The organism is Streptomyces flavotricini (genome assembly GCF_020639365.1).
In the GTDB taxonomy this organism is placed as follows: domain Bacteria; phylum Actinomycetota; class Actinomycetes; order Streptomycetales; family Streptomycetaceae; genus Streptomyces; species Streptomyces flavotricini.
Genome location: NZ_JAINUL010000001.1, coordinates 891,650 through 916,362, shown reverse-complemented (window position 1 = coordinate 916,362; position 24,713 = coordinate 891,650). Strand labels below are relative to the sequence as shown.

The window sequence follows — 24,713 nt, the reverse complement described above, 5'->3', positions numbered from 1 at the left end:
CGCCCCGGTCGCCGCCGACGACGTGCTCGACCTGGCGGCCGCCCGCCATGCCCGCCGCACCCCGCGGCCGCGGCGATGAGCGGCGGGACCCGTTTCGGAGCGGATCGGCCCGTTACTCGTACCGGTACTTGAGCGAGTCCGCCTCCGCCCGCTCGACGTCGGCGATCGTCAGCTCCGGCATCCGCAGCTGGGCCAGGGTCACCTCGGCCGAGGTCGGCTGGGCGTCCGCCGGCAGCCACTGCTCCGGTTTCCAGGCGCCGCTGCGCAGGAGCGACTTGGGGCAGTGCGGGTAGACCTCCTCGATCCCCAGCACCAGCGCACTGGCCGGCGGCTTGCCCACGGCGGTCAGCCGCGACAGCAGCTCCGGGCGGGTGGAGACGCAGGCCCGGCCGTTCACCCTGAGCGTCGTGGTCCGCCCGGGGATGACGAACAGCAGCCCGGCCCGTCCGGTGGCGATGACGTTCTGCAGGGTGTCCAGCCGCTTGTTGCCGGTCGCGTCCGGTATCGCCACGGTCCGTGAGTCCAGGACGGCGACGAACCCGGCGGGGCCGCCCCGCGGCGAGACGTCGCAGTTGCCCTCGGCGTCCGCGCTGGCGACCAGTACCAGCGACGAGCAGCCGATCAGCCGCCGGGTGTGTGCGGTGAGCTCGCGCATCTGCTTGCGCACGGCCGCGTCACCGGGGAGGGCGTACGCCCTGCGCAAGGCCTCCCGGTCGGGAACGGCGTCGAGGCGGAGCGAGTCGAAGGCACTGCCGGCAAGAGGTGTCGTCATGCCTGCGACCCTATCGAGCCGACCGGCGGTCGACCTTGCCACTGATGGCCCAGTCCGGGCGACGGGCCGGACGATTTCGCCTTGACTGGCGGGATGCAGACGGATGCGAAACCTCCCGCCGGGGCGTACCGGAACCTCGCCGTCGCCACGGTCGGCTTCGCCCTCTCCTTCTGGGCGTGGGACCTCATCGCCCCGCTCGCGGCCGACTACAAGGCCCGCCTCGGCCTCACCGACTTCCAGCTGTCGGTACTGGTCGCCGTCCCGGTCCTGGTCGGATCGCTCGGCCGCATCCCGGCCGGCGCACTGACCGACCGCTACGGCGCCCGCATCGTCTTCCCGCTGGTCGCGGCGCTCACGATCGTCCCGGTGCTGCTCCTCATCCCCACCCGGGACAGCTACGCCGGGATCCTCCTGGCCGGGTTCCTCCTCGGTCTGGGCGGGACCACCTTCGCGATCGGCGTGCCCCTCGTGAACTCCTGGTTCCCGCCCCGCCGGCGGGGCTTCGCCCTCGGTGTGTTCGGCATGGGCACGGGAGGCGTCGCCCTCTCCGGCTACTTCACCCCCCGCATCGCGGCGCACGGCGAGAACCTCCCGTTCATCGTCGTCGCGATCGCGCTGGCCGTCTTCGCCGTCGCCGCAGCCTTCCTCATCACCGACCGCCCCGACCGGCCCGTGCCCACCGCCCCGCTCTCCGTCCGGCTGCGCCGCGCGGCCGGGCTGCGGGTCACCTGGGAGCTGTCCGCCCTCTACGCGATCGGATTCGGCGGGGTCGTCGCCTTCGGCGTGTACCTCCCGACCTACCTCAAGACCTGGTACGCGCTGTCGCCCACCGACGCGGGCACCAAAGCGGCCGGCTTCGCCCTGGTCACCGTCGCCTGCCGACCGGTCGGGGGCCGGCTGTCGGACCGGTTCCACCCGGCCGTCGTCACCGCCGGGGCATTGGCCCTCGTCGCGCTCTTCGCGGTGGTCCAGGCCTTCGATCCCCCGCTGTACCCGCTGGGCACCCTCGCCCTGCTCCTCATGGCGGCCGGCCTCGGGGCGGCCGGCGGCAGCGTCTTCGCCCTCGTCTCGCAGGTGACGCCGCAGGACCGGGTCGGCAGCGTCACCGGCATCGTCGGCGCCGTGGGCGGCCTCGGGGGCTTCGTCCCCCCACTGCTGATGGGCGCCGTCTACAGTGCGAAGGGCTCGTACTCCATCGGCTTCATGCTCCTGTCCGACCTCGCCCTCGCGGGCTGCGTGTACGCCTACGGCCGCATGCGCAACCTGGAGCCCTCCTCGGGATCCGCCGCGGGCCCTTCCCCGAGCCCGGCCGACGCCCCCGGGCGCTCTCGTACTGAGCCGGCCCACACCGCCGGGCGCTCTCGTACGGATCCGGCCTGACCCGTGACCTCCGACGTCCCGGCCCTCCGCCACCACGGACGCCGTCGGCCGGCCCTCGCCGCCTCAGCGGGAAGGGCCGGCCGACGGGTGTGTCCCGGGCCGTCCGCAGAGCCGGTCAATGGACCAGCCCTGCGTGGCGAAGGACGGTCGGAGGCGTGCTCCCACCGCTGGACGGGTGCCCCGTTGTCCTTGCTGGAGTTGCTGATCTCGAGGGTCTTGCCTGCCGCCACCGTGCGGGCGGTGGCGGCAGGCCCGGCCGGGCGTTCGGGTCAGAAGCCGCAGGACACCCGTGCGTCCTGGAAGCGCTCCGGGTGCCGGCGCCGGTACTCGACCAACGATTGGGCCACCGCCGCACCTTCGCCCACCGCGGCGCCGACCCGCTTGACGGAACCGGAGCGCACGTCGCCCACGGCGAACACGCCGGGCAGGCTGGTCTCCATCGGCAGCGCGTCCGGGGCGGCTCCGCCGCTGCCGGTCAGGACGTACCCGCGGTCGTCGAGGTTCAGCGTGTCACCGAGCCACGTGGTCGACGGGCGGCCGCCGATCAGGACGTACAGGCAGTGCGCGGTGACGGTGCGCTCCCCGCCCTGGCGGCTCCTCAGCCTGAGTCCGGTGAGCGTCGAGCCGCCGAGGCACTCGGCCACCTCGGTGCCCAGCAGGACCTGGAGGCCCGGAGTGCGCTCGATCCGCTGGACCAGGTAGTTCGACATGGACGTGCCGAGGTCGTCGCCGCGTACGAGCAGGGTGACGGAGCGGGCGTACCGTGCGAAGTAGAGGGCGGCCTGGCCGGCGGAGTTGCCCGCGCCCACCATGTACACGTCCTCCCCGGCGGTCGAAGGGGCGTCGGACAGGCACGACCCGTAGTACACGCCGGAATTGAGGAGGCGGTCGACGCCGGGGGCCGTCAGGCGGTTCCAGTCCACGCCCGTCGCGACCACCACGGCGGCCGCGGTCACCGAGGCCGACTCCTCGGTGCCGGCCTTGACGAAATCGACGGTGTGGCCGCCCTTGCCGGTCGGGGTCACCCGCCCGGCCACCCGGGTGGGCTGCCACTCGACGCGGGCCCGCTGCGCCTGCTGCAACGCGCGCTGGGCCAGGTCGCCGCCCGTGAGTCCGACGGGGAATCCGAGGTAGTTCTCGATCCGCGAGGTCGTTCCCGCTTGCCCGCCGGGCGCGTCGTCCTCGATCACCACCACGCTCATGCCCTCGGCGGCGGCGTACACCGCCGCGGACAGGCCGCCCGGACCACCGCCGATCACCGCGACGTCGTAGTGGTCCTGCCCGGCCGGCCGGATGAGGCCGAGCCGCTCGGCCAGCGCGCTGATCGGAGGGTCCACCATCTCGGTGCCGTCGCCCAGCCGGACCGTCACCGCAGCCTCCCGCAGGTCCTCTTCGGGCAGCCACCGGAAGAGCACGCCGCTGCGCCCGAGGAAGTCGCGCACCGCGTACGCCGCGGGGGAGAAGCGGCTGCCGCGCACCTCGGCGGTGGGCAGGTCCCCCTGGCAGTCGGCGCTCCACGTGCACAGGGAGTCGTCGAGCGCGCCGCGAAGGTGCTCGGCAGGGCTCTCCTCGCCCCGGGCCGCCCCGCCGCCCGCGTCCGTGTCGGTACGGGCACCGGGCACGGCGCCGGAGTGTCCGGTCAACGGCAGCCAGCGCACGCCGGGATGCGCGGCGCCGGAGTCGGGTGCCTCGTCCGCGAGGACGGCCGCGACCCGTACCTTCCGGTCGGCCAGCGCCGTCAGCGCCCGGACCACTTCCGCCGGCCCCCCGACCTGCAGCACCCGGAACGAGTGCCGGTACCAGCTCTGCACCAGCTCGGCCGTCTCGTGCCGGCGGAGCGGATCGGGGTCGGAGAGAACGATCACCGGCAGTGCGGCATTGGCCATCAGGGGTCCTCCAGGCAGGTCTTGGGAGATCGGCCCCGCCCGCGTTCGGCGAGCGGGGGCGCGAGGCGCATCGGTTCGATCGGCCGGATCGGCCAGGTCGGTTCGGTTCGGTTCGGTTACGTTCGAGAGGCGATGAGGCGGGCGGGGCGCAGGGGGGCGCGGGGTTCCCCCCTGCGCCCGGCCGCTCAGAGGCGGCCGAAGAACTGGTTGCCGCGTGCCGCGTGGTTCTCGCTCGTGTAGTACTCCTTCATCGCGGAGCTGATCTCGTCGCGGCTCAACTGCCCGTCACCGTCGATGTCCAGCTGGTTGAACGCCTCTTCGAAGGTCTCCCGGGGCAGGCGGAACATGCCGTGCAGCAGGTCGGTGTACTCCTCGCGGCTCAGCATGCCGTCGCCGTCGCGGTCACCGAGCTCGGTCCAGGCGTTGCTCATGTTCCTGATCCGTTCCCAGATCCGGTTCTGGTCCGTGACGATCCGCGCGCGGAACGCCGCCCGGAACTCCTGCCGGTCGACCGCTCCGTCGTCGTTCTTGTCCATCTTGTGGAAGACGGTGTCCCACAGGTCGGCCAGCGAGTTGCGGAGCCCGTCCACGGCATCGGGGGCGTAGCCGAGTGACTCGGCGAGCTTGTCCGAGAGGCCGATGACGTCCGACTTCACGAGCCGCCCGTCGCGGTCCGAGTCGAAGACGTCGAACGCCCGCTCCAGCTTGATGTCCAGAACGCTCACGACACCATCCCCTTACGTTACGTGGTCGCCTCGTCACGGTGCGAGACGGGGTCCAGGAAACCACATGCCGTGACCTCGGTGCATTCCGCCGGCGGTCCTCGTGACCGTCGCCCTGACGGCCATACAGGGAAAACGGCCCGAGTCGAGCCCTCCGCGCGGTCTTTAGCCGAAGTTGCTCAAACAGCCCGATCCCGTGGCCGGCCGCACTAACGTCCGGACTTCTCCATCACCGCCGCTTCGGAGACCGTGCCTTCATGTCCAGTGGATCGCTTCCCGCGAGGAGGCCGTTGACCGTCCTGGCGCTGGTCGCCTCCCTGTTCGCCCTGCTCCTCGGCGGGGCGGGACCGGCCTTCGCGCATGCCGGACTGAGCGGCTCCGATCCCGCGGACGGCACCGTCCTGAAGACGGAGCCGCGGTACGTCACGCTCACCTTCACCGAGTCGGTCGGCTTCTCCGACGACTCGCTGAGGGTCCTGTCGCCGCGGAACGAGCGGGTGAACCCGCGTCCCGCCCAGCACGTGGACGGCAAGGACGACACCGCACGGGTGGAGCTGTCCGGCAAGCTGCCCCAGGGCACCTACACGGTGGCCTGGCGGGTCGTCTCCGCCGACGGCCACCCCATCTCCGGCGCGTTCGTCTTCTCCATCGGCGCGCCGTCCGAGACCGCCGCCGTGGTGGCGACCGGATCGCCGGACGACACGGCGGTCGGACGCCTGTACGGGGTCTTGCGCTACGTCGCCTACAGCGGTCTGGCCCTCCTCGTCGGAGCGGCCGCGTTCGTCCTCGTGTGCTGGCCCGCAGCGGGAGCGGTCCGACCGGTGCGCAGGCTGCTGGTGGTGGGATGGGCCGCGCTGACGGCGTCCACGGTGGTCATGCTGCTGCTGCGCGGCCCGTACGAGACGGCCGGTGGGGTGACTTCGGCCTTCGACCCGGCGCAGTGGGGCGGGACCGTCACCGGGCGGCCGGGTGCCGCGCTGATCGCACGGCTCGTCCTCCTGGCGGTCACCGCGGTGTTCCTCAGGAGGTCGGTCCGACGCCCGGACCGTACCGACCCCGGTGTCCGCGGCCGCCTGGTCGGCGCGCTGCTCGCCGCGGCCCTGGCGGTCACGTGGGCCGCCGCGGAACACGCCTCCGCCGGCATCCAGGTGGCGCTGGCCATGCCCGTCGCCGCTCTGCACCTGCTGGCCATGGGGGTCTGGCTGGGCGGCCTGGTCACGCTGTTGCTCCTCCTGAGGCGCCGGGGATCCGACGGCCGGGAGGTCCCGGCGGCCGCGATCGGCCGCTTCTCGACGCTGGCCTTCAGCGCCGTCGCGGTTCTCGTCGGTACCGGGGTGTACCAGTCCTGGCGGCAAGTCGGCTCCTGGGAAGCGCTGTCCACCACGTCGTACGGCAAGACCCTCGTCGTGAAGATCGCCGCTGTGGTCATGGTGCTGTGGGCGGCCTCCTTCTCCCGCCGCTGGACCGCCCGCCTCGTCCGCGGGGCGTCGCCGGCCACGGACGTGTCGACGGTGCCCGCCCCCGAGCGGGTGCGGGTCGCCCAGCCGGTCGGCGCGCCCGCTCCCGCGGCGGGAACGGAACTCGGCACCGCGCCCGGCGCACCAGCCGGGGACGCGCCGGGCGACGAGGGCGAGCCGCCCCCCTTCGGGGCCGGCACGTACCGGCGCAGCCTGCGGCGCATGGTGACCGTCGAGGCCGTGCTCGGTGTCCTGGTCCTGGTGATCACCACCGTGCTCACCGGCACCCAGCCCAGCCGCGCCGCCGGCGAGCGTGCGGCGGCGGCCTCCGCGGGGGAACCGCGGGTGAAGGTGGTCACGGTCCCCTTCGACATGGGCACGGCCAACCACCAGGGCACGGTGCAGATCACGCTGGCGCCGGGCCGCGTCGGCGAGAACACCGTCGAAGCCGTCGTCTACACCTCTGACGGCGGCCTCGCCGCCGTCCCGGAGCTCCGCCTCACGCTCACCCAGGACGAGCTCGGCATCGGCCCGCTCGACGCCAAGCTCAAGGACCAGAAGGGGTACTGGGCCGCCTACGACCTGCGGCTCCCCATGCCCGGCGTGTGGACCCTGAACATCACGGTGCGCACCACCGACATCGACCAGGTCACCGTGCACGACACGGTCCGCGTCACGTCGGTGCCGAGGTAGTGGGCCGCCGCACGGGGCGGGTACCGACCGGTACCCGCCCCGGCACGACCCTTCTCGTCAGGCCCGGCCGCGGTTGCGGCGCATCCACCAGAGGGCGCCGGCGGCGCCCAGCACGGGTACGGCCGCGATGACGCCTACGGCTCCCGTGCTGCTGCCCGCACCCTCGGCGCTCGTCGCCCGCGCGCCCGCGGACGCGGCGGGCGCCGAGGAGGACGCGGTCGACGGCCGGATCGAGGGGGCGGCGGAGCTCGGCGCCGGGGACGGGCCGGGGGAGATCGGCTTGGCTCCCGGGGCCGCTGCCTTCAGCTCGAGCGCCGGGGCGGGGTTGTCGACCTCCTCGCCGTCGGTGGGCACTTCGATCCAGCGGGAGACCTTTCCGTCGCCGTAGGTCTCCAAGGTCTTGAAGGCCAGGGACTTCTCGTCGGGCAGTTGGCGCACGGTGACGCTGTACTCGGCGTCCGTGCCGGTGGGCAGGGCCGGGCCGCCGATCGTGTACCCGTCCGCGGTGGCCGTGAGCTTCCACTCCTTCGGAGCGTCCTTCAGGGTCAGGGCGTCCGGAGCGATGCCCTTCGGCAGTACCACCCGCAGCTCCGCGATGCCGGCGGTCTCCGACTCGGCCTCGGAGGTGAAGGACAGCGTCACGTTCTCGGCGAGCGCACGCGGGTCGGAGGCTGTGACTTCGGCGTGTGCGGCGGCCGGGCCGGCGGCCACGCCCACGACCACCAGGGCGCCGACGGCCGAGATGCCCAGCCTGCGGAACCGGAGGCGACGGAGGCGAGCGCGTGATCTGTTCATGATGGCCATCATCCGCCGCACCCGGTCACCCACGGCTCCAACTGTCAATTGCGGAGCAGTTTCGTCGTGGGCGAGGGCGCTTCCCGCTGTGCGGTCCCCCATGCCGGGACAGCCGTCAACGGCGGTTCGAGGGTGTCGCTTGAACGGGGGAGCCGTAGTGGCCGGTTGTTGACCGCTGCCGCACGGCTTCCGCCGGTGTGGCGACGAGCGCCGCGGCGTGCGGTCGGCGCCCGCGGTCCTTCGCGATCGGGCCGGTGACGAGAGCACATGTCCGGACCGGGCCCCGTGCCGACGGACCCGGGAGCGGAAGCCCCGGAGAAGGAGGCGGCGGACCTCGGGGCGGGAGCGGGTGCCGCCAGGCCGTCAGATGCGGTCGATTCCATGCGTCCGCGGCGCGTGTCATGACAGGGATCGATCAATTGCGGTTCCAGGTCGGTCAACCCGTCGGTTGCCGCTCCAGCAAGGTCACATGGTGTACCCGAACTGACTATTCTCCCCTGCGTGTTGCGCTGCACTCACAGTGAGTGACCGAATGCCGTGTCGCGCGCGGATGAAGGCCTGGCCGCAAGGAGGCGTGACCACCGATGCGATCTCGAACCGACCCGTCGGGGGCACCCGTGCCCTCACCCGCGCTCGGCCGTACGGCGGCCCGACCGCTCCCGCCGCCGCACCGCTCCACCCCCAGTCCACTCATTCCAGACTGTTTAGGGACCCCCCGATGGTTCGTACCGGTTCAACCCCCGGAGGCCTGCCACGCGCAGCGGCTCCGGCATGGCTCATCCCGCCCGGCCTGCTGGCCGGGGCCTGCGGCATAGCGCTGATCTTCGTCCCCGCGCAGATACATACGCCGGTTGCCTGGTGCGGTCTCGTCGCGGTCGTTCTGACGGCCATCACCTCGGCCGAGACGGCGCGCCGGGCGCGCGCGGCGGAGCGGGCCCGGCACGCGCGGATGACCGCCGACGTCCAGCAGTACTACGCGCAGCGCGAAGCGGCACTCTTCGGGCGCCTGGCCGACCAACGGGCCACCACGGTATGGCTCGCCGAAGAGCTGCTCCCCGCGGCCGTCGCGCGCATGCAGAAGGGTGACCCCGCCACGGAGATCCTGCAGGCCGTCAGGTTCGGGGACCATCTCGACGGCGACTTCGCCGAAGCCCTCCGGGCGGCTCTGCGGACCCTCCTGGAGGCGGTGGAGGCCGAGGAGCAGACGCGTGACTCCTCCCAGCGGGCCCTGGTGGCGATCGCGCGCCGCGTTCAGGCGATCGTGCATCAGCTCGCCAAGGACCTCCACGACATGCAGATCCTGCACGGCACGGATATCGTCGTCTCCCACGGTCTGCAGGCCATCGACCACCGCAACGCCCTGATCGGGCGCCTCGCGGCCAGCGTCGCGGTCCTGGGCGACGCCCGCCCCGGACGCCAGTGGTCGAAGGCGATCCCGCTCTACGACGTCCTCCGCGGCGCCATGTCACGCATCGTGGACTATCCCCGCGTGAAGCTGCAGTCGGTGACGGAGGTCGCCGTCATCGGTCCGGGAGCCGAGCCCTTGATCCACCTGCTCGCCGAACTGCTCGACAACGCCACGACCTTCTCGCCGCCGCACACCCCGGTCGAGGTGAGCGCGAGCGAGGTGCCGTCCGGCATCGCCATCGAGATCGAGGACCGCGGGGTCGGCCTCACCGAAGAGGTCCGGCAGCGCATCGACCGCGTGATGGCCCAGGGGGCCTCCAGCCTGGAACTCGCCGACCTGGGCGAGGCGACGCAGCTCGGCCTGCCCGTCGTCAGCAGGCTGGCCCGCGAGAACGGCCTCGAGGTCGATCTGCGCCCCTCCGCCTACGGAGGCGTACGGGCCGTGGTGCTCGTCCCGAGGCGCCTGATCACCACCGTCGAGCAACAGCCCAGGAAGGTCCAGCCGTTCGTGCCGAAGCGTACGGTCGCTCCGATCGGGCCGAGCCCGACGGCGCCGCGCGAGCCCGTCGAGGCCCGGCAGACCGCGAACGGGCTGCCGCAGCGCCGGCGGGAGTCACCCGTCCCCACGCCGGTCGTCCGCACGGCCCCCCAACCCCCCGTCGCCCCGGCGCCCTTCCCCGGAACGGCCGGCGCGCCCCGGCAGCCGGGCCTGATGTGGGAGGCGTTCAACGGTGACAAGAGATCGGGTACCGGCCCTTCCGTCCATCCCGAGCCATCAGATGAGGATGAGTAACCGTGACGCCACTGCCCAACATGGACTGGATGCTCAAGGAGCTCGCTTCCAGCGTCCCTTACGTGCGACACGTGGTCGCCCTCTCGTCGGACGGTCTGTGCATCGGTCAAGCGAACACGGAGACCGACACCGCTGACGCGATCGCCGCGGCCTGCTCGGGGATGCAGAGCCTGGCGAAGGCCATCGCGCAGAAGTTCCCGCACGGAGACGGCTCGACGCGCATGGTCGGGATCGAGGTCGACGGCGGGTACTTCTCCCTGATGGCCGCCGGACCCGGGGCCTACCTCGCGGTACTGGCCGATGAGGAGGTGGACGCGGGGCTGCTGGGCGACCGCATGCGCACGCTCGTGTTCAGGATCGGCCAGCACATGACGAGCCCCCCGCGTGATGACGTCGGGCAGGCGATGTGACATCAGAGCACCACGGCGCATGGGACGAAGGCAGTCCCGTGCCGCTTTACGTCATCTCCGGTGGCCCGGGTTCGTCGGCCAAGGCCTTCAACCTGGTCACCCTCATCACATCGAGGTCCGTACCCGAACCCGCGATGCAGCCCGAGCAGGCGGCGATCCTCGCCATGTGCCAGTACCCGCTGTCGGTGGCCGAGATATCCGCGTATCTCAGTCTGCCGTTCAGCGTCCTCACGGCACTGCTCTCGCAGCTCGTCGAGGACGGGCGGGTCGAGGCGATCGCCCCGGTTCCCGTCGCCGCGGTCCCCGAACTCGGCCTTCTGGAGGCGGTGATCCATGGACTACGCAATCTCTGACGCACCCGCCGTCGGGCCCCGCGGCACCGACGTGCTGCTGCCGTACGGCGCCAGGGGAGTCAAGGTGGTGATCGTCGGCGGCTTCGGCGTCGGCAAGACGACGATGGTCGGGGCGGTGAGCGAGATCGCGCCCCTGACGACCGAAGAGACCATGACGCAGGCCGGTGTCGGGATCGACAACAATCCCGGTGCCGAGGGCAAGAACACCACCACCGTCGCCATGGACTTCGGCCGCATCAGCATCAACGAGGAGCTGATCCTCTATCTCTTCGGGACGCCGGGCCAGGAGCGCTTCTGGTTCCTGTGGAACGGCATCTTCGAAGGCGCGCTCGGCGCGGTGGTCCTCGTCGACACGCGCAGGATCGAAGTCTGCTTCGAGATCATCACCCGCCTGGAAGACCGCCGCGTCCCCTTCGTCGTGGCCGTCAACTCCTTCCCCGAGGCCCCGCAGCACCCGGTGGCAGTCCTGCGGACTGCGCTGGACCTCAACGAATCCGTGCCCATCGTCACCTGTGACGCGCGCGACCGGTCGTCCTGCCGTGACGCCCTGCTCTCGCTGATGGGCTACCTGTGCACCCTCGCCGCCGCCCAGGAGTCCGCATGACCGTCCCGCCCGCCGACCGCGCCACGACCGAAGCGGGGCTCGTCCCGCCCCCGGGCTGCCCGGCCCACTCCAGCACGGGCACCGGGGGAGCGACCCCGCTCCACGGTGCCGCCGCCGAGACCGACCCCATGGGCCTCTACGAGAAGCTGAGAGCCGAGCACGGTCCGGTGGCGCCCGTCCTGCTGGAGGGGGACGTACGCGCCTGGCTCGTCCTCGGCTACCTCGAGAACCGTGATGTGGCCACCCGTTCCACCCAGTTCTCCCGTGATCCCCGCACCTGGCACGGCTGGACGAGTGGTGAGATCGACCCCGAGACCTCGCCGCTCGTGCCGATGATCGGCTGGCGTCCGGACTGCGTGTGCGCGGACGGGGAGGAGCACCAGCGTCTGCGCGGCGCCGTCACCGCCGCACTCAACCAGTTCGACCAGCGCGGGATCCGCCGCCACATCACCCGCTTCGCGCACCAGCTGATCGACGAGTTCTGCGAGAGCGGCAGGACGGAGCTGGTCGGTGACTTCGCCGAGCCCCTGCCGATGCTCGTCCTGACCCACCTGCTCGGCATGCGGGACGAGGACGCTCCCAAGCTCGTCCATGCCGCCCGCGACCTCTTCAAGGCCACCGAGACGTCGCTCGCCAGCAACGCCTACGTACTGGAGACCCTCAAGGAGCTGGTCGCCGCCAAGCGGATCCGGCCCGGACAGGACATCGCATCCGTGCTGATGGCCCACCCGGCCGGTCTCGGTGACGAGGAGGTGCAGCACCACCTGCGCCTCATCCTGCTCGCGGGCTATGAGACCACGGCCAACCTCATGGCCAACGTACTGCGGATGACGGTCAGCGACCCGCGGTTCCGCGGGTCCTTGGCCGGCGGCCAGATGACCCTGCCCGAGGCGGTGGAGCAGGTGCTGTGGGACGAGCCGCCGTTGATGGTGTGCCCGGGCCGCTGGGCCACCGGTGACACCACGCTCGGAGGGCAGGAGATCAAGGCGGGGGACATGCTGCTGCTCGGCCTGGCCGCCGGCAACGTCGATCAGGCGGTCCGCCGGGATCCCTCGACCCGCGTGCACCACAACCGCGCGCACCTGTCCTTCAGCGCGGGCGCCCACGAATGCCCCGGCCAGGACATCGGCCGTGTCATCGCGGACACCGGCATCGACATCCTGCTCACCCGGTTGCCCGACATCAGCCTGGCCGTCCCCGGGTCCGAACTCACCTGGCGCTCCTCGACCTGGGCCCGGCACCTGACGGCGCTGCCCGTGAAGTTCGCCGCCCGTCCTCGTGAATCCCGTGAGCTGCTGGCGAGGCCGCTGCCGCCGCCGCCCCCGCCGACCGTCGGGATGCCCGTGGCACCCCGGCTGCCGGATTCCGCCCCCCGCGTCTCGTGGCGGGCACGGCTGAGGCGGTTCCTGGGGATGGGATAGGCCCGGTACGGCGGATCGGCGCCGGGCCCGCGGCCGGCGGGGCTGCCGGGCGGCGCGGTCCGCCGGCCCCCGGTTCGCCTCGATCCCGGCGTCCCGGCGTCCCGGCGTCCCGCCGCCTCACCTCGCCGAGGGGTGCCGCTCGCGGGCGGGCGCCGCGGCGCCCGCCGCCCGTTGTACCGGGACGGCGCCGCTCACGGGGGCGTAGCGGGGCGCCCCGGTGTACCAGGCGTGGAGCCCGGACAGGAAACTCCGGGCGCCGCGCAGCCAGGCCTCCAGCTCGACCCGTTCGGCCTGGTCCAGTCCGGCCCTCTCGACGAGCGGGGGCAGTTCGCTCCGTATGAGGTGCTCGAAGTGGCGCAGCCGGGCGGAGACCAGATCCGCGGCGGCGTGCATCGCCTCCTGCACGGTGATGCCCAAGGACGTCTCGAGGACGACCACGAGGTTGTTGACGTCGTACTCGTCGTGGACTTCCCGTTGGTAGGAGGCGATGTCGTTCGCCAGACCCATGTAGTCCATGAAGGCGTCGAGGAGGGCGCGGACGGTGCGGGTGTGCCGGATGCGCTCGGGTATCCGCGCGCCGGTGGCGAGTTCGACGGAGTAGGGGGCGGTGTACGCGGCGAAGCTCTCACGGCGGAACTGGGCGTACTCGATGAGGTCGGGTACGCGGCCGGCGCGGCTGTTGAGCAGCTCCTGGACTCCGGCGTCGACGTAGTCCGCCAGCGCCCGGTTGAGGCCCTGCCGCCAGTGCGCGAGTCTCGGCGGGAACAGGCGTTGCTGGAGGTCGGCCATCCCCTTCTCGATCGCGTTGGCCGGCTCCGGCAACCGGGCGCCCGGGTCCGGAGGCAGGAAGGCATGGAGACGGGCGGTGAAGGCCTGCGCGCCGGCGAGGTCGCCCGTCTGTTTGAAAGCGGCGGCGAAGTGGTCGTCCCAGGCCAGGGCCCAGAGGTTGAACCGGTGATTGAGCCGGAGGCCTGCGAGCGAGGCGTCGGGGAGCGTCCATGCCGTCAGCTGGTCGACGGCCATCGCGTGGAACTGGGACCGGGTCCATATCGGCCGTGCCGACGGCGTTTCGTCGCCGGTCAGCATGCCCATCTCGCGCGCCCACGTCTCGGTCTCCTGGCGCAGGACCGGCAGGTACGGATTCAGCCGCACCTGGTGCGGCATCCGCAATACGGGAAGTTCGATGTCCTGCACTTTCATGGGTCCCTACCTCCCTCTTGGCGCACATCGGTGCGCGGACCACAACCGCGAGCCGGCTGCCATCGGAACGACATCCCAGGTCAAGGGCGTGAGCGAGCGATCGGAGACTCGCTGCGTCATACGAGGACGTGAACGCGCTGCACCATCGGGAACGGCCGGGCCGACCGGCTCGGCGTCAGGGCGTGACGATCCACTACGGGGACGGACGGCGACTAGTTTCCGCCATTTGGCGCACCAACCCTTCCCACTGCGACCGATCTGCAACCCTGTACGGCTGTCTTCGGCCACGATCAGAGCAGGATTGTGCCAAGGAAACGATCAGTCTGGTCGGGTTTGGCTCAAAATCGATCGCGCTGGCCCGTGCCCGTGGGCGTGGGCCAGCGCGTCAAGTGGATCCGGCGGGGCATCACGGCATGTTGCGGCTCTCGGCTTCGGCGTTGGCGATGGCTTCGGCTTCCGCCTCCGCCATCGCTATGACGACGCCGAACGCCTGGGCGATGTGGCCCGCGGCCGACATGACGCGTGCCGTGCCCACGACGGGGGCGATCGCGACGAGCACGTCCTGCAGCTCTTCGACCGTGAAGTCGGCCTTGACCGCGGGGTTGACGTGGGCCAGGTAGGAGATGGCCGGTGCGTCCATGGCCACGAGGGCGGCGATGCGGGTGGTGATGAGCGTCTTCTCGTCCATGCCGCAGTGCTCGATGGAGTCGACTGTCATTGCCGCGAGCGTGTCGAGGACGGGGGCGTCAGAGCTGGTGGCCATGTCGGTATCGCCTTTCGGTGCTGATCCGAAGCCGGCGCGCCGCCCGCTGACCGCGGGATCACGGGCGTGTCGGCGGTGCCGTTTCAGGTTAGGTGTCCCGTGGGGCCCGCGCCCGTTGGGTCGTACGGGTGCACGAGTGCACCCGGGGCCGGGCGGTGCGCCGGGTGGGCCCTGTGGGTCCGGATGCCGACGGGGGCCGTGGGAGGCGCCATGGATGCCGCGGACCGGCCGCACGAGCCGGGCCCCCGCCCACGTGGAGGGGAGAAATGGCCACTCGGTGTACCTCGCGTGACCGACTACGCCCCCGAAGGCCGTACCGCGTCCCCTACTCACCCGCCCGGCGATGCGGTGGGCGGGTGACGTCGGTACTCGGGCAGCGGCGTCGGCGTGCAGGGCGGGCATCCGCCGCCGAGGATGTGCCCGTAGCAGTCCCCCTCGCCGTCTGGAGGCCCACATGCTGGAGCGCACGCTCAACAAGGACCGCACCAAGGTCACCTTCATCCTCCCGGCCGACACGCCGCCCGGCCCGGTCAGCGTGGTGGGCGACTTCAACGGCTGGCAGCCCGGTGTCCACACGCTCCGGCCGCGCAAGGACGGCAAGCGCGCCGTCACCATCGAGCTGCAGAGCAAGAGCAGCCACTCCTTCCGGTACCTGGCGGCGGGCGACTACTGGTTCAACGACGAATCCGCCGGTGACCAGGACGGACCCAACAGCCGCCTCCACACCTGAACCGCCGCCGGCCGTGTCGGCGCCCGGACCACCGCAACGGGGTCACGCCCCGTGCGCAGCGCACCGTCACCCGAGGTGGTCGAGGACGGCCCGGCCGTCCGTGCCGACATCGCACTGAACGTCAACGGACAGCGGTGCCGTCTGGCGATCGACATCAGGATGTCCCTCCTCGACTGCTTCACCCCAATTGCGCGAGATGGCCACCTTGGCGGGGAACCTGATGCAGCGCAGTCGGTGCCCGTATTTCCTGAATCCGGACACCCCGTGCAACAAGAGGCAACCCGGATCCGGCTGTTCGGCCGTGGAGGGTCACGCCGAGCGCAATGCCGTACTCGGCGCTTCGGAGAGCTGCGCGGCCGTGCACCCCTCCGACCTGGCGCTCGCCCTGTGCGCGGTGGACGCGACGGTCTGCGTACGGGGCGCGTCGGGCACCCGCCGCATTCCCGTCACTTCCCTCCACCGGCCGCCCGGGCACCGGCCCGAGCTCGACACCGTCCTCGAACACGGTGAACTCATCGCGGCGGTGGAGCTGCCCGCACTGCCGATGGCGGCCTCCGCCCGCTACCGCAAGGTCGGCGACCGCGCCTCTTTCGATTTCGCGCTGGTGTCGGTCGCCGTGGCGGTCGATCCCGACGGCGACCGGATCGGGGACGTGCGCATCGCGTTCGGCGGCCTCGCGACCACGCCGTGGCGAGCGCGGCGGGCGGAAGACTTCCTGAGGGGTGCGCCGGCCACCGCGGACCGCTTCGCGGCGGCTGCGCTCGAGGAACTCGCCACCGCGCGCACCGCCCGTGCCAACGCGTACGAGGTTGGGCTGGAGCGTGACGTCCTGGTCGCCACGCTCCGCGAGTGGGACGACGTGGACGACGGGGCGCCCCGCGCCTGACGCCCGCCGGCTGGCGCGACGAGACCGCGCCCCGGCGGCCTCAGGGTGCCCCCAGTGACTCCCGGAGCCTGGCCAGCACCAGCCGGGCGGCCGGGGACCGGTGGTCCGGCCGGATGGCCAGGCCGAGGCAGGCGTGCGTCGCGGCGTCGGTGACGACGGCCGGTTCCAGGCCCTCGCCGGCCCCGGAGGAAGGACTCAGGACGGCCACACCGGCTCCCCGCCGGGCGAGCCCGAGCAGGGTCTGCGGGGAGCTGGCCTCGATCTGTACACGGGGTTCGATCCCGCGCTGGAGGCACGACCGCTCGTACGCCTCCCGGATCCCGGTACCGCGCGGGAGGCAGAGGACCTTCTCCTCGCCCAGGTCGGCGAGGCGCACCGGCCCGTGGCGCAGCCTGTGGCCCTCGGGTACGACGACGGCGATCGGCTCGTCGACGATCACGACGGTGTCGAGGGCGGGGTCGGCCCGCCCGGCGAACGCGATCAGGGCGAGGTCGAGGGAGCGCGCGAGCACCTGGGACCGCAGTACGTCGGAGTCCTCCTCGTGGAGGCTCAAGGCGATGCCCGGGTGGGTCCGCCCGAGTCCGGCGACGGCGTCCAGGAAGCCGGGGATCGAGCAGCCCCTGATCATGCCCAGCCGGACCCGGCCCCGGACGGCCCGGGCGAACCGGGCCGCGGTGTCCTCGATGCTGTCCAGCGTCTGCAGCGCCGCCCGGGCGAGCGGCAGTACGGCTTCACCCGCGGCCGTCAGCCGGACCCGGCGTCCCGTGCGCTCCAGGAGCTGCTGCCCCAGTTCGCGTTCGAGCTTGCCCACCTGCGTGCTGATGCCCGACTGGCTGACGTGCAGCCGTGCGGCCGCGGCGGTGAAGGTGCCCTCGTCGACCACCGCGGCGAGGTAGCGCAGCTGGTGCAGTTCCATAAGCCCTAATGATAGTCACCATCGTCATCATCTGTTGGACTGATGGCTGCTCCTGCGGGAGCCTGGACGCATGACGACTCCGGCAGAGATTTCCGAGAAATACTTCACCGCCTGGGAGACGGGCGACTTCGACACGCTGCGCGGTCTGCTGGCCGACGACGTCGACTTCGTCGGCGCACTCGGCCGGGCCCGCGGCGCGGAGGAATGCATCGCCGGCCTGCGCGGGATGGGCCGGATCCTGGAACGGATCGAGGTGCACGCCCGGGTGGCCGACGACACGGACGTGATCACTTGGTTCGACCTGCACACGAAGGGCGCCGCGCCGGCCCCCACGGCGAACTGGAGCCACGTGGAGGACGGGAAGATCACCAGGATCCGCGTCGCCTTCGACCCGCGGGAGATCCTTGCGCAGCAGAGCCGCTGACCCCCGCGGTGCCCTCGGCCGGCCGGCGCGACGAGGGCACGGCGTACGGGTCAGCCGCCCTGGCCGGCGCTGCCGATCGGGCCGACCTTCACCGGGGAGCCGCCGTCCTCCGTGACGGGCAGCGTGGCGGCGCCCGGCCAGGCGAGCGTGACCGACTTCGTCTCGTCCGGCGGGGTCACGACCACCCTTCCCGCCGGAGCCGGTCGCGCCCGAGGCCTTCCCGCCGCCCTGGTCCGAACCGCCCCAGGGCGACGCGGCCGGCGCGGACGAGGCGGACGAAGGGGAGGACGCGGACGACGGGTCGCTCTGCCCCGCGCCGTCCTCGCCGTTCTGGCAGGCCGTGAGCGACAAGCTCGCGGCGACGGCCACGGCGGCGAGGGTGAGCTTGTGAACGCGCATCGTTTCTTCCTCAGGATCGATCGGTCGGCAGTGCGGGGCACCCGGTGCGGTCGGTAGGAGCGGGTCGGTACGGGCCGGTCTGTGCGAGCGGGCGTTTCCGATCACCAAGACCCGCCCGTTCCGCCCCGCCGTTCCGCCCCTTCCCGCGGCCGCCGTCCAATGGGACAGACCCGTGACCCGGCGGAACTCGACGACGTACGTGCGATCCTCGTGTGGTTCCGCGCGCAACCCGTGGCTTGATCCGTACGTCTTGCAGCGCGGCTTGGTCGTGCTCGGTCGCGTTCGCGTCTCGGCGAGGCCCTTGCCGTTCCGCGTACCGCGTATGTGAGAGGGCACCACCGTGCACGTCCCCAACACCCGTTTCAGCGTCCTGTCCGAGGACTTCGCCGCGGACCCCTACCGCCACTTCGCCAGGCTGCGGGAGCGGACTCCGGTGCACTACGAGCCGGGCATCGACAGCTACTTCCTCTCGCGCCACGAGGACGTGAAGCGGGTGTTGACCGACCACGAGGGGTTCACGACCGAGACGCTGCAGGTGCGCGCCGAGCCGGTGATGCGCGGTCCGGTCCTCGCGCAGATGACGGGGGCCGAGCACACCGCGAAGCGCAAGATCGTCGTACGGGCCTTCACCGGGCAGGCCCTCCACGAGCAGATACGCGCCATCCGCGCCAACGCCGTCGAACTCATGGCCCCTTTCCTCGCCCGGGGCCGGATGGACCTGGTCAACGACTTCGGCAGACCCCTCGCCGTCCACGTGACGCTCGACGTCCTCGGTCTGGAGAGACGGGACTGGCGACAGGTGGCCGCGTGGAACGGCGGAGTCGCCGAGTTCATCACCAGCATGGCCCTCACCCCCGAGCGCCGCCGCCACTGCCTGGACTGCGCCGAGCGGCTGGAGGCGTACCTCCTCCCCGTCATCGAACAGCGGCGCCGACACCCCGGCGACGACCTGATATCGAAGCTGTGCACCGCCGAGTTCGACGGCATCGCCATGAGCGATCGCGATGTCACCGCACTGATCATCAACGTCCTGGTGGCCGCCACCGAGCCCGCCGACAAGACCCTCGCCCTGCTCTTCAAGCACCTCATCGACCACCCCGAGCAGCTGGCACAGGTCCGCCGGGACCCCGAGCTGCTGGCCGCCGCCATCGCCGAGACCCTGCGCCACACCCCGCCGGTCCAGCTCATCCCCCGCCGGGCGGAGCGGGAGACGGTGTTCGCGGGTGGTGCCGCCGTCCCGGCCGGCGCCACCGTCTTCTGCATGATCGGCGCGGCCAACCGGGACCCCGCCGCCTTCGCCGACCCGGACACCTTCGACATCCACCGCCCGGACCTGGGCACCGCCCGCTCTTTCACGGCCGCCGCCCAGCACCTGTCCTTCGGCACCGGACTCCACCAGTGCGTCGGCGCGGCCTTCGCGCGCGCCGAGATCGAGACCGTCGCCGCCATGCTCCTGCCCCTGCTCGACCAGGTCCGCCACAGCCCCGGCCCCCGCTACCGGGAGAGCGGCCTGTACACCCGGGGCCCCGTCGCGCTGTCCCTGGACTTCACCCCCGTCCACCTCGGCGAACGAGACCTCGCGAGCACCCCATGACCCTCCGTTAGGATCTCCGTTCGACCTGCCGAAGCCGGGTCACGCACAAGGAAGTTGGGAGCCGCCATGGTGTCCGTGGGGGAAAGACTGAGCAGGGCGCGCGTACGGGCCTTCGTCGGCCGGGACGAGGAACTCGGCCGGTTCGAAGAGGCCTTGGCCGGCGATCCGCAGGCCCCGTTCGCGTTCTACGTGTGCGGGCCGGGCGGCATCGGGAAGTCGACGCTGCTGCGCCGCCTGGCGGACCGCGCCCGAGCGGCCGGCCGACTCCTCGTCGAACTCGACGGGCGGTTCGTCAGCCGGGATCCGGCCGACTTCGAGCGCGCCGCCGGCCCGTTCCTGGACGTTCCGGGCACGGTCTTGTTCGTGGACTCCTTCGAGCACTGCCAGTGGCTGGAGAGCTGGCTGTGGCACCACCTCCTGCCCCGCGCCGCGGACGACACCCTGGTCGTCCTGGCCGGCCGACGCGCCCCGCAGCCGCAGTGGACCGCCGACCCGGCCTGGTCCCGGCTCCTGCACGTGACCGAACTGGAGCCCTTCTCCGAGGGACAGGCCCGCAGCCTGCTCGCCGCGGCGGACATCCGGCCCGAGCTGCGGGACCGCGTCCTGCGCTTCGCCGGAGGCAACCCACTGGCCCTGTCCCTGGCGGCCGCGGCGGGATCGGAGGGCTGCGGCCGCGAGGAGATCTGGGCCCCCACGGCGGACGTACTGCGCACCCTGCTGGCGGGGCTGATCGGAGAGGTGCCCACGGCGGCCCACCGCCGCGCCCTGGAGGTGGCGGCGCAGGCCCACTCGACGTCCGAGGAACTGCTCACCGCGGTGCTGCCCGAAGAGGATGCCCATCAGCTCTTCTCCTGGCTGCGGGACCTGCCGTTCATGGAATCCACCCACCGCGGGCTCCACCCGCACGACGCCGCACGCGAGACGCTCGCCGCCGACCTGCGCTGGCGGGCGCCCAACGCCTTCGAGACGATGCGCCGGCGCCTCGCGGACGAGTACCTGCGCATCCTGCGCGAAGCACCCGAGGAACGGGTGTGGACCGTCACCGACGAACTCTTCTACCTCTTCCGGGAAGGCGCGACCCTGGCCCGGCTGCGCTCCTGGTCTCGCGAGGACGAGGTGCACGACCGGCCCCTGCACCCCGACGACATGCATGCCGTGCTGCGGATGACGGAGGAGACCGAGGGAGCCGCCTCCGCCGAGCTCGTCCGCTACTGGGCGCGGCGCCAGCCGGAGGCCTTCAGCGTCTACCGGCTCGTGAGCACGGGCCGGATCGTGGCGTTCACGGCCCGACTCGCCCTGCCGGCCCCGCCCGACCCGCAGGACCTCGCCACCGACCCGGTCGTCGCCGCCGCGTGGCAGTACACCGACGCCGTCGAGCCGGTGAGCCCCGGCGAGCACATCGGGGTCAGCCGCTTCTCGATCTACCCCGAGCGGTACCAGGTTCCCTCGCGCGTCATCGACCTGAGCAGCTCCCGAGCCCAGGCCGAGGCGGCCCGCGCCCGCGGCCGCGCGTACGGATTCGCCGTGTACCGGGACGCCGAGACGTGGGCGGCGCGCGTCAAGGGCACCCTCGACGACACCGGGGCCCGCCCGCGCGTCGGTGACCACACGTACGGGGTCTTCGGGGTGGACTGGCGCCACGTACCCGTGGAGTCATGGCTCATGCGCTTCATATCGGCCACCGACGAACCGGTCCGGTCCGGGCCGTCGCCCGTGTCGCGGGCCGCGTTCGACCAGGCCGTGCGCGAGGCCCTCGCCCACTGGCGCGACGCGGGCGCCTTCGCGGCCTGCGCGCTGATGCGCACGCGTCTCGCGGCCGACTTCGCCGACCCGGTGGACGAGCTGCGTGCCCTGCTGCGCCGGGCCGTCGACGAACTCGCCGGTGATCCGCGCGGAGTCCGGGCCCGCGAGGCCCTGGCGGCGGGCTACTTCTCCGGTGCGCCCACCCAGGAGGCCGCCGCCCGGCGCCTCGGCCTGCCGTACGGCACCTACCGCCGTCACCTGCGTCAGGGCCTGGACCTGCTCTGCGAAGCCTTGTGGCAGCAGGAGTTGCACGACCCCCGGTAGGGACGGCGGCCGCGTGCCGCCGGCCGGGCCGTCCGCACCTCGTGGACGGTTGCGGACAGGAGTGGACAGCGTCCGCGCCCGCAGGGCCTGGATAGTGGACACCGTCCGCGCCGAGTGTGTGCCCCATGAACGACGCACACGCGCAGACGGACCGGTCAGTACGTCGGCCCCCCGGCCCGGGAGCGGTCCTCGCGGCACTCGCCGCCGCCCAGTTCACCGTCATGCTCGCCACCTCGATCGTCAACGTGGCGCTCCCGCAGATCCGGGCAGGCACCGGCCTCACGGACGGCGGAACCACCTGGGTGGTCAACGCCTACGGCCTGGCGTTCGGGGCGCTGCTCCTGGCGGGTGGCCGGGTCGCCGACCTCCTCGGCCGCCGCCGGGTGCTGATCGCCGGACTCGCCCTCTTCGCGCTGGCCTCGCTGGCGGCGGGGCTGGCCACCTCCGCCACCGTGCTGATCACGGCGCGCGCGGTGCAGGGACTCGGGGCCGCCGCGATCGCCCCGGCCGCCCTCGCCCTCGCGATGGACCGGGCCGCGTCCGGCCCCGAGCGCGGCAGGGCCCTGGGCGTCTGGGGAGCGGTCTCCGGCGCGGGAGCGGCGGGCGGTGTCCTGCTCGGCGGGGCGCTCACCCAGGCCTGGGGCTGGCCCTGGATCTTCCACTCGGTCGCGCTCGGATCGGCGCTGGTCCTGGCCGCCGTGGCCGTACTCGTACCCCGCGACGCGGGACGGGACGCCGGGCGGGAGGCGGCCGGGCGCTTCGACCTGCTGGGGACCGCGACCGTCACCCTCGCCCTGACCGGCCTGGTCTGGGGCCTGACCACCGCCCGAGGGGCCGGCTGGACCGACGGCCGGGTGCTGGGCGCCCTCGGCGCCGCCACCGCGCTGTTCGCGGCCTTCACCGTGATCGAGCTGCGTCGGCCCGACGCGCTGATCCCGGCACGTCTGTTCGCCACCGGCCGGGTCGCCGCCGGCAATCTGCTGATGGCCCTGCTGGGCTCCGTATGGCTCGCCCTCTTCTTCTTCCTGCCGCTCTACCAGCAACAAGTCCTCGGATCGAGCCCCCTGGCCACCGGAGCGGGGCAACTCCCGCTCGCCATGGCCCACATGCTCGGCTCCGCGCTCGCCCCGCGCCTCGCCCGGCGCGCCGGAGCCACCGCGACCGTGACCGCGGCCCTGCTGACCGAGGCAGCCGGGCTGCTGTGGCTGTCGCGGATGAGCGCCGACGGAAGGTACCTGACGGACGTCCTCGGCCCGAGCGTCCTGGTCGGGCTGGGCCTCAGCGTCGCCTTCGTCCAGCTCACGGCACTCGCCGTGGACGGCGTCCCGCGGCAGGACGCGGGTCTGGCCGGGGGACTGGTGAACACCACCCGGCAGGTCGGTGGGGCGATCGGCCTCGCCGCCCTCGCCACACTGGCCGGATCCGTCACCGCCGGTGCGTCCGCCGGAACGCCCCCACTGGAAGCCCTCACGGCCGGCTACCGCACCGCCTTCACCGTATCCGCGGCGGTCCTGGCGGCCACGGCCCTCCTCGCCCTGTTCCTCACCCGCAGCGCGAAGCCGCGCACCCGGACCACCGAAACCACCCCGGGCGTACCCGCCCATCCCAAAGCCCGTGCCGAACAAGCGGCCTGACCACACATCACCTCCATGAAAGAGACACCAGCCATGAGCACTGCCAAGCCGTACCTGACCGGCCACTTCACCCCCGTCGCCGAGGAGGTCACCGCCACCGGCCTCACCGTCGAGGGCAGCCTGCCCCCGGAGCTGACCGGCCGGCTGCTGCGCAACGGACACAACCCCAAGCCCGGCGTCACGCCCACCCACTGGTTCAAGGGCAGCGGCATGGTCCACGGGATCCGCCTGAACGGCGGCCGCGCCGAGTGGTACCGCAACCGCTGGGTGCACACCCCCGCCCTGGACGGCGCCCCCTACATGACCGAGCACGGACCCGACCTGACCGCCAGCGCCGCGGGCACGCACGTCATCGAACACGGCGGACGCCTCCTGGCGCTGTGCGAGGCGAACCTCCCCTTCGAGCTCACCCCGGAGCTGGAGACGGTCGGTGCCTACGACTTCGACGGCAAGCTGCGCACCGCCATGACCGCGCACCCCAAGGAGGACCCCGTGACCGGGGAACTCCACTTCTTCGGGTCCTCGCCGTTCCCGCCGTTCCTGACCCACTACGTGTCCGACGCCAAGGGGTCGATCACCCACAGCGCCGAGGTTCCGGGGGCGACCGCCGCGCTCAAGCACGACTTCGCCCTCACCCGCCGCCACGTGGTGTTCGTCGAGGGGAACGTCACCTTCGACCACACGGAAGCCTCCGGCATCCCCTACAGCTGGAGCGACCGGCAGCCCGCCCGCATCGGCGTCATGCCGCGCGGAGAAGACGGCGCCCGGCACATCCGCTGGTTCTCCATCGAACCGGGCAACATGCTCCACGTCTCCAACGCCTACGAGGACGGCCAGGGCCGCGTCGTCCTGGAAGGCCCCACCGTGGACCGCGAGGGCTTCCGGCTCTCCTGGAACTGGTGGGTCGGCGCCCCCGGGCGCGGCAGCGAGCCCGTCAGCCGCTCCTACACCCGCCGCTGGGTGCTCGACATGTCCGCGGGCACCGTCGACGAGCAGATCATCGACGACCTGCCGGTGGAGTTCCCGACCCTCAACGAGGAGTACCTGGGCGCCGAGAACCGCTACCAGTACGCCATCTCCTTCCCGAACGAGGAGGGGCTCGGCGGCTACGGCGTCGTCAAGTACGACCGCGCGACCGGTGCCCGCCGCATCCACCAGGTCGGCGACGCCCGCATGCCCAGCGAGGCCGTGTTCGTCCCCGCAGCCCATGCCACCTGTGAGGACGACGGCTATCTGCTGACCGTCGTCTCCGACCTCAAGCAGGACGCGTCGCAGCTCCTGGTGCTGGACGCCTCCGGCCTCGAGCGGGTCGCCACCGTCCACCTTCCCCACCGGGTGGGCGCCGGACTCCACGGCTCCTGGATCCCCGACAGCGCCCGGTAGGGCGCCACGGGCCCACCAAGGAGC

21 protein-coding genes and 2 pseudogenes are annotated in these 24,713 nt (G+C 72.3%); 15 read left to right on the top strand and 8 right to left on the bottom strand.

Going from position 1 to position 24,713, the window contains the following annotated elements; all coding sequences use genetic code 11:
* Positions 1-112: 112 nt before the first annotated feature.
* Positions 113-772, bottom strand: coding sequence for an MSMEG_1061 family FMN-dependent PPOX-type flavoprotein (locus tag K7B10_RS04465; protein ID WP_229334629.1), 660 nt, complete (start codon positions 770-772; stop codon positions 113-115).
* A gap of 93 nt (positions 773-865) precedes the next feature.
* Here K7B10_RS04465 and K7B10_RS04460 point away from each other — a divergent pair, with 93 nt between their 5' ends.
* Positions 866-2,152: an MFS transporter gene (locus K7B10_RS04460; protein ID WP_229334628.1), complete on the top strand. Its 1,287-nt coding sequence runs from the start codon at positions 866-868 to the stop codon at positions 2,150-2,152.
* A gap of 269 nt (positions 2,153-2,421) precedes the next feature.
* On the opposite strand, the gene K7B10_RS04455 is transcribed toward K7B10_RS04460, so the two are convergent.
* Entirely contained in the window at positions 2,422-4,038 is a 1,617-nt protein-coding gene (locus K7B10_RS04455; protein ID WP_229334627.1) for an NAD(P)/FAD-dependent oxidoreductase, read from the bottom strand.
* A gap of 185 nt (positions 4,039-4,223) precedes the next feature.
* The gene (locus K7B10_RS04450) at positions 4,224-4,763 is read right to left on the bottom strand and encodes an EF-hand domain-containing protein (RefSeq protein ID WP_051805376.1); all 540 of its coding nucleotides are present in this window, start codon (positions 4,761-4,763) and stop codon (positions 4,224-4,226) included.
* A gap of 287 nt (positions 4,764-5,050) precedes the next feature.
* On the opposite strand from K7B10_RS04450, the gene K7B10_RS04445 reads away from it, so the two are divergent.
* Positions 5,051-6,910, top strand: a complete 1,860-nt coding sequence (locus tag K7B10_RS04445) for a copper resistance CopC/CopD family protein (RefSeq protein WP_229334626.1) — start codon at positions 5,051-5,053, stop codon at positions 6,908-6,910.
* 57 nt (positions 6,911-6,967) lie between these two features.
* On the opposite strand, the gene K7B10_RS04440 is transcribed toward K7B10_RS04445, so the two are convergent.
* Positions 6,968-7,705 (bottom strand): DUF1775 domain-containing protein, encoded by a 738-nt coding sequence (locus K7B10_RS04440; protein ID WP_229334625.1) that lies wholly within the window; start codon positions 7,703-7,705, stop codon positions 6,968-6,970.
* Positions 7,706-8,423: 718 nt separating this feature from the next.
* On the opposite strand from K7B10_RS04440, the gene K7B10_RS04435 reads away from it, so the two are divergent.
* Genes K7B10_RS04435 through K7B10_RS04415 form a run of 5 tightly spaced genes read left to right on the top strand, consistent with a single transcriptional unit; the run spans position 8,424 to position 12,693 of the window.
* Complete coding sequence (locus tag K7B10_RS04435; protein ID WP_229334624.1) at positions 8,424-9,905, top strand: ATP-binding protein; 1,482 nt, start codon at positions 8,424-8,426, stop codon at positions 9,903-9,905.
* A gap of 20 nt (positions 9,906-9,925) precedes the next feature.
* The gene (locus K7B10_RS04430; protein ID WP_030863880.1) at positions 9,926-10,315 is read left to right on the top strand and encodes a roadblock/LC7 domain-containing protein; all 390 of its coding nucleotides are present in this window, start codon (positions 9,926-9,928) and stop codon (positions 10,313-10,315) included.
* 38 nt (positions 10,316-10,353) lie between these two features.
* Positions 10,354-10,668, top strand: coding sequence for a DUF742 domain-containing protein (locus tag K7B10_RS04425; protein ID WP_229334623.1), 315 nt, complete (start codon positions 10,354-10,356; stop codon positions 10,666-10,668).
* The gene (locus K7B10_RS04420; protein ID WP_229334622.1) at positions 10,649-11,272 is read left to right on the top strand and encodes a GTP-binding protein; all 624 of its coding nucleotides are present in this window, start codon (positions 10,649-10,651) and stop codon (positions 11,270-11,272) included. Before K7B10_RS04425 ends, K7B10_RS04420 begins: the two co-directional genes overlap by 20 nt.
* The gene (locus K7B10_RS04415; protein WP_229334621.1) at positions 11,269-12,693 is read left to right on the top strand and encodes a cytochrome P450; all 1,425 of its coding nucleotides are present in this window, start codon (positions 11,269-11,271) and stop codon (positions 12,691-12,693) included. The genes K7B10_RS04420 and K7B10_RS04415 overlap by 4 nt, the downstream gene beginning before the upstream one ends.
* Before the next feature lie 117 nt (positions 12,694-12,810).
* Here the strand turns inward: K7B10_RS04415 and K7B10_RS04410 are convergent, their stop codons facing one another.
* Together K7B10_RS04410 and K7B10_RS04405 are read right to left on the bottom strand one after the other, a co-directional pair.
* Complete coding sequence (locus tag K7B10_RS04410) at positions 12,811-13,893, bottom strand: terpene synthase family protein (RefSeq protein WP_229334620.1); 1,083 nt, start codon at positions 13,891-13,893, stop codon at positions 12,811-12,813.
* A gap of 406 nt (positions 13,894-14,299) precedes the next feature.
* Positions 14,300-14,656, bottom strand: coding sequence for a carboxymuconolactone decarboxylase family protein (locus K7B10_RS04405; RefSeq protein ID WP_229334619.1), 357 nt, complete (start codon positions 14,654-14,656; stop codon positions 14,300-14,302).
* A 454-nt stretch (positions 14,657-15,110) separates the two neighbouring features.
* Between K7B10_RS04405 and K7B10_RS04400 the strand changes: the two genes are divergently transcribed.
* The 3 genes and pseudogenes from K7B10_RS04400 to K7B10_RS40680 all read left to right on the top strand — a co-directional run bounded on the left by K7B10_RS04400 (position 15,111) and on the right by K7B10_RS40680 (position 16,272).
* Complete coding sequence (locus K7B10_RS04400) at positions 15,111-15,386, top strand: isoamylase early set domain-containing protein (RefSeq protein ID WP_229334618.1); 276 nt, start codon at positions 15,111-15,113, stop codon at positions 15,384-15,386.
* Positions 15,387-15,567: 181 nt separating this feature from the next.
* Positions 15,568-15,912: pseudogene (locus tag K7B10_RS40685) on the top strand (FAD binding domain-containing protein); the annotation flags it as partial.
* Positions 15,913-15,930: 18 nt separating this feature from the next.
* Positions 15,931-16,272, top strand: a complete 342-nt coding sequence (locus K7B10_RS40680) for an FAD binding domain-containing protein (RefSeq protein WP_267501676.1) — start codon at positions 15,931-15,933, stop codon at positions 16,270-16,272.
* 40 nt (positions 16,273-16,312) lie between these two features.
* On the opposite strand, the gene K7B10_RS04390 is transcribed toward K7B10_RS40680, so the two are convergent.
* Positions 16,313-17,188, bottom strand: a complete 876-nt coding sequence (locus K7B10_RS04390; RefSeq protein WP_229334616.1) for a LysR family transcriptional regulator — start codon at positions 17,186-17,188, stop codon at positions 16,313-16,315.
* A 70-nt stretch (positions 17,189-17,258) separates the two neighbouring features.
* On the opposite strand from K7B10_RS04390, the gene K7B10_RS04385 reads away from it, so the two are divergent.
* Positions 17,259-17,612: a nuclear transport factor 2 family protein gene (locus K7B10_RS04385; RefSeq protein ID WP_229334615.1), complete on the top strand. Its 354-nt coding sequence runs from the start codon at positions 17,259-17,261 to the stop codon at positions 17,610-17,612.
* 50 nt (positions 17,613-17,662) lie between these two features.
* On the opposite strand, the pseudogene K7B10_RS04380 reads toward K7B10_RS04385, so the two are convergent.
* Positions 17,663-18,011: pseudogene (locus K7B10_RS04380) on the bottom strand (hypothetical protein).
* A 340-nt stretch (positions 18,012-18,351) separates the two neighbouring features.
* Here K7B10_RS04380 and K7B10_RS04375 point away from each other — a divergent pair.
* From K7B10_RS04375 to K7B10_RS04360, 4 genes are all read left to right on the top strand, one after another.
* On the top strand, positions 18,352-19,605 hold the full coding sequence (locus K7B10_RS04375) for a cytochrome P450, cyclodipeptide synthase-associated (RefSeq protein ID WP_229334614.1): 1,254 nt from the start codon (positions 18,352-18,354) through the stop codon (positions 19,603-19,605).
* Positions 19,606-19,680: 75 nt separating this feature from the next.
* The gene (locus K7B10_RS04370) at positions 19,681-21,672 is read left to right on the top strand and encodes an RNA polymerase sigma factor (RefSeq protein WP_229334613.1); all 1,992 of its coding nucleotides are present in this window, start codon (positions 19,681-19,683) and stop codon (positions 21,670-21,672) included.
* Positions 21,673-21,797: 125 nt separating this feature from the next.
* Positions 21,798-23,306, top strand: coding sequence for an MFS transporter (locus K7B10_RS04365; protein ID WP_229334612.1), 1,509 nt, complete (start codon positions 21,798-21,800; stop codon positions 23,304-23,306).
* Between the two features lie 33 nt (positions 23,307-23,339).
* Positions 23,340-24,689, top strand: coding sequence for a carotenoid oxygenase family protein (locus tag K7B10_RS04360; protein WP_229334611.1), 1,350 nt, complete (start codon positions 23,340-23,342; stop codon positions 24,687-24,689).
* Positions 24,690-24,713: the final 24 nt, after the last annotated feature.

Bases quoted from the DNA above. Each gene is read 5' to 3' on its own strand.
- K7B10_RS04465 (WP_229334629.1), bottom strand. From the start codon at position 772: ATGACGACACCTCTTGCCGGCAGTGCCTTCGACTCGCTCCGCCTCGAC.
- K7B10_RS04460 (WP_229334628.1), top strand. From the start codon at position 866: ATGCAGACGGATGCGAAACCTCCCGCCGGGGCGTACCGGAACCTCGCC.
- K7B10_RS04455 (WP_229334627.1), bottom strand. From the start codon at position 4,038: ATGGCCAATGCCGCACTGCCGGTGATCGTTCTCTCCGACCCCGATCCG.
- K7B10_RS04440 (WP_229334625.1), bottom strand. From the start codon at position 7,705: ATGAACAGATCACGCGCTCGCCTCCGTCGCCTCCGGTTCCGCAGGCTG.
- K7B10_RS04435 (WP_229334624.1), top strand. From the start codon at position 8,424: ATGGTTCGTACCGGTTCAACCCCCGGAGGCCTGCCACGCGCAGCGGCT.
- K7B10_RS04430 (WP_030863880.1), top strand. From the start codon at position 9,926: ATGGACTGGATGCTCAAGGAGCTCGCTTCCAGCGTCCCTTACGTGCGA.
- K7B10_RS04420 (WP_229334622.1), top strand. From the start codon at position 10,649: ATGGACTACGCAATCTCTGACGCACCCGCCGTCGGGCCCCGCGGCACC.
- K7B10_RS04415 (WP_229334621.1), top strand. From the start codon at position 11,269: ATGACCGTCCCGCCCGCCGACCGCGCCACGACCGAAGCGGGGCTCGTC.
- K7B10_RS04410 (WP_229334620.1), bottom strand. From the start codon at position 13,893: ATGAAAGTGCAGGACATCGAACTTCCCGTATTGCGGATGCCGCACCAG.
- K7B10_RS04405 (WP_229334619.1), bottom strand. From the start codon at position 14,656: ATGGCCACCAGCTCTGACGCCCCCGTCCTCGACACGCTCGCGGCAATG.
- K7B10_RS04400 (WP_229334618.1), top strand. From the start codon at position 15,111: ATGCTGGAGCGCACGCTCAACAAGGACCGCACCAAGGTCACCTTCATC.
- K7B10_RS40680 (WP_267501676.1), top strand. From the start codon at position 15,931: ATGGCGGCCTCCGCCCGCTACCGCAAGGTCGGCGACCGCGCCTCTTTC.
- K7B10_RS04390 (WP_229334616.1), bottom strand. From the start codon at position 17,188: ATGGAACTGCACCAGCTGCGCTACCTCGCCGCGGTGGTCGACGAGGGC.
- K7B10_RS04385 (WP_229334615.1), top strand. From the start codon at position 17,259: ATGACGACTCCGGCAGAGATTTCCGAGAAATACTTCACCGCCTGGGAG.
- K7B10_RS04365 (WP_229334612.1), top strand. From the start codon at position 21,798: ATGAACGACGCACACGCGCAGACGGACCGGTCAGTACGTCGGCCCCCC.
- K7B10_RS04360 (WP_229334611.1), top strand. From the start codon at position 23,340: ATGAGCACTGCCAAGCCGTACCTGACCGGCCACTTCACCCCCGTCGCC.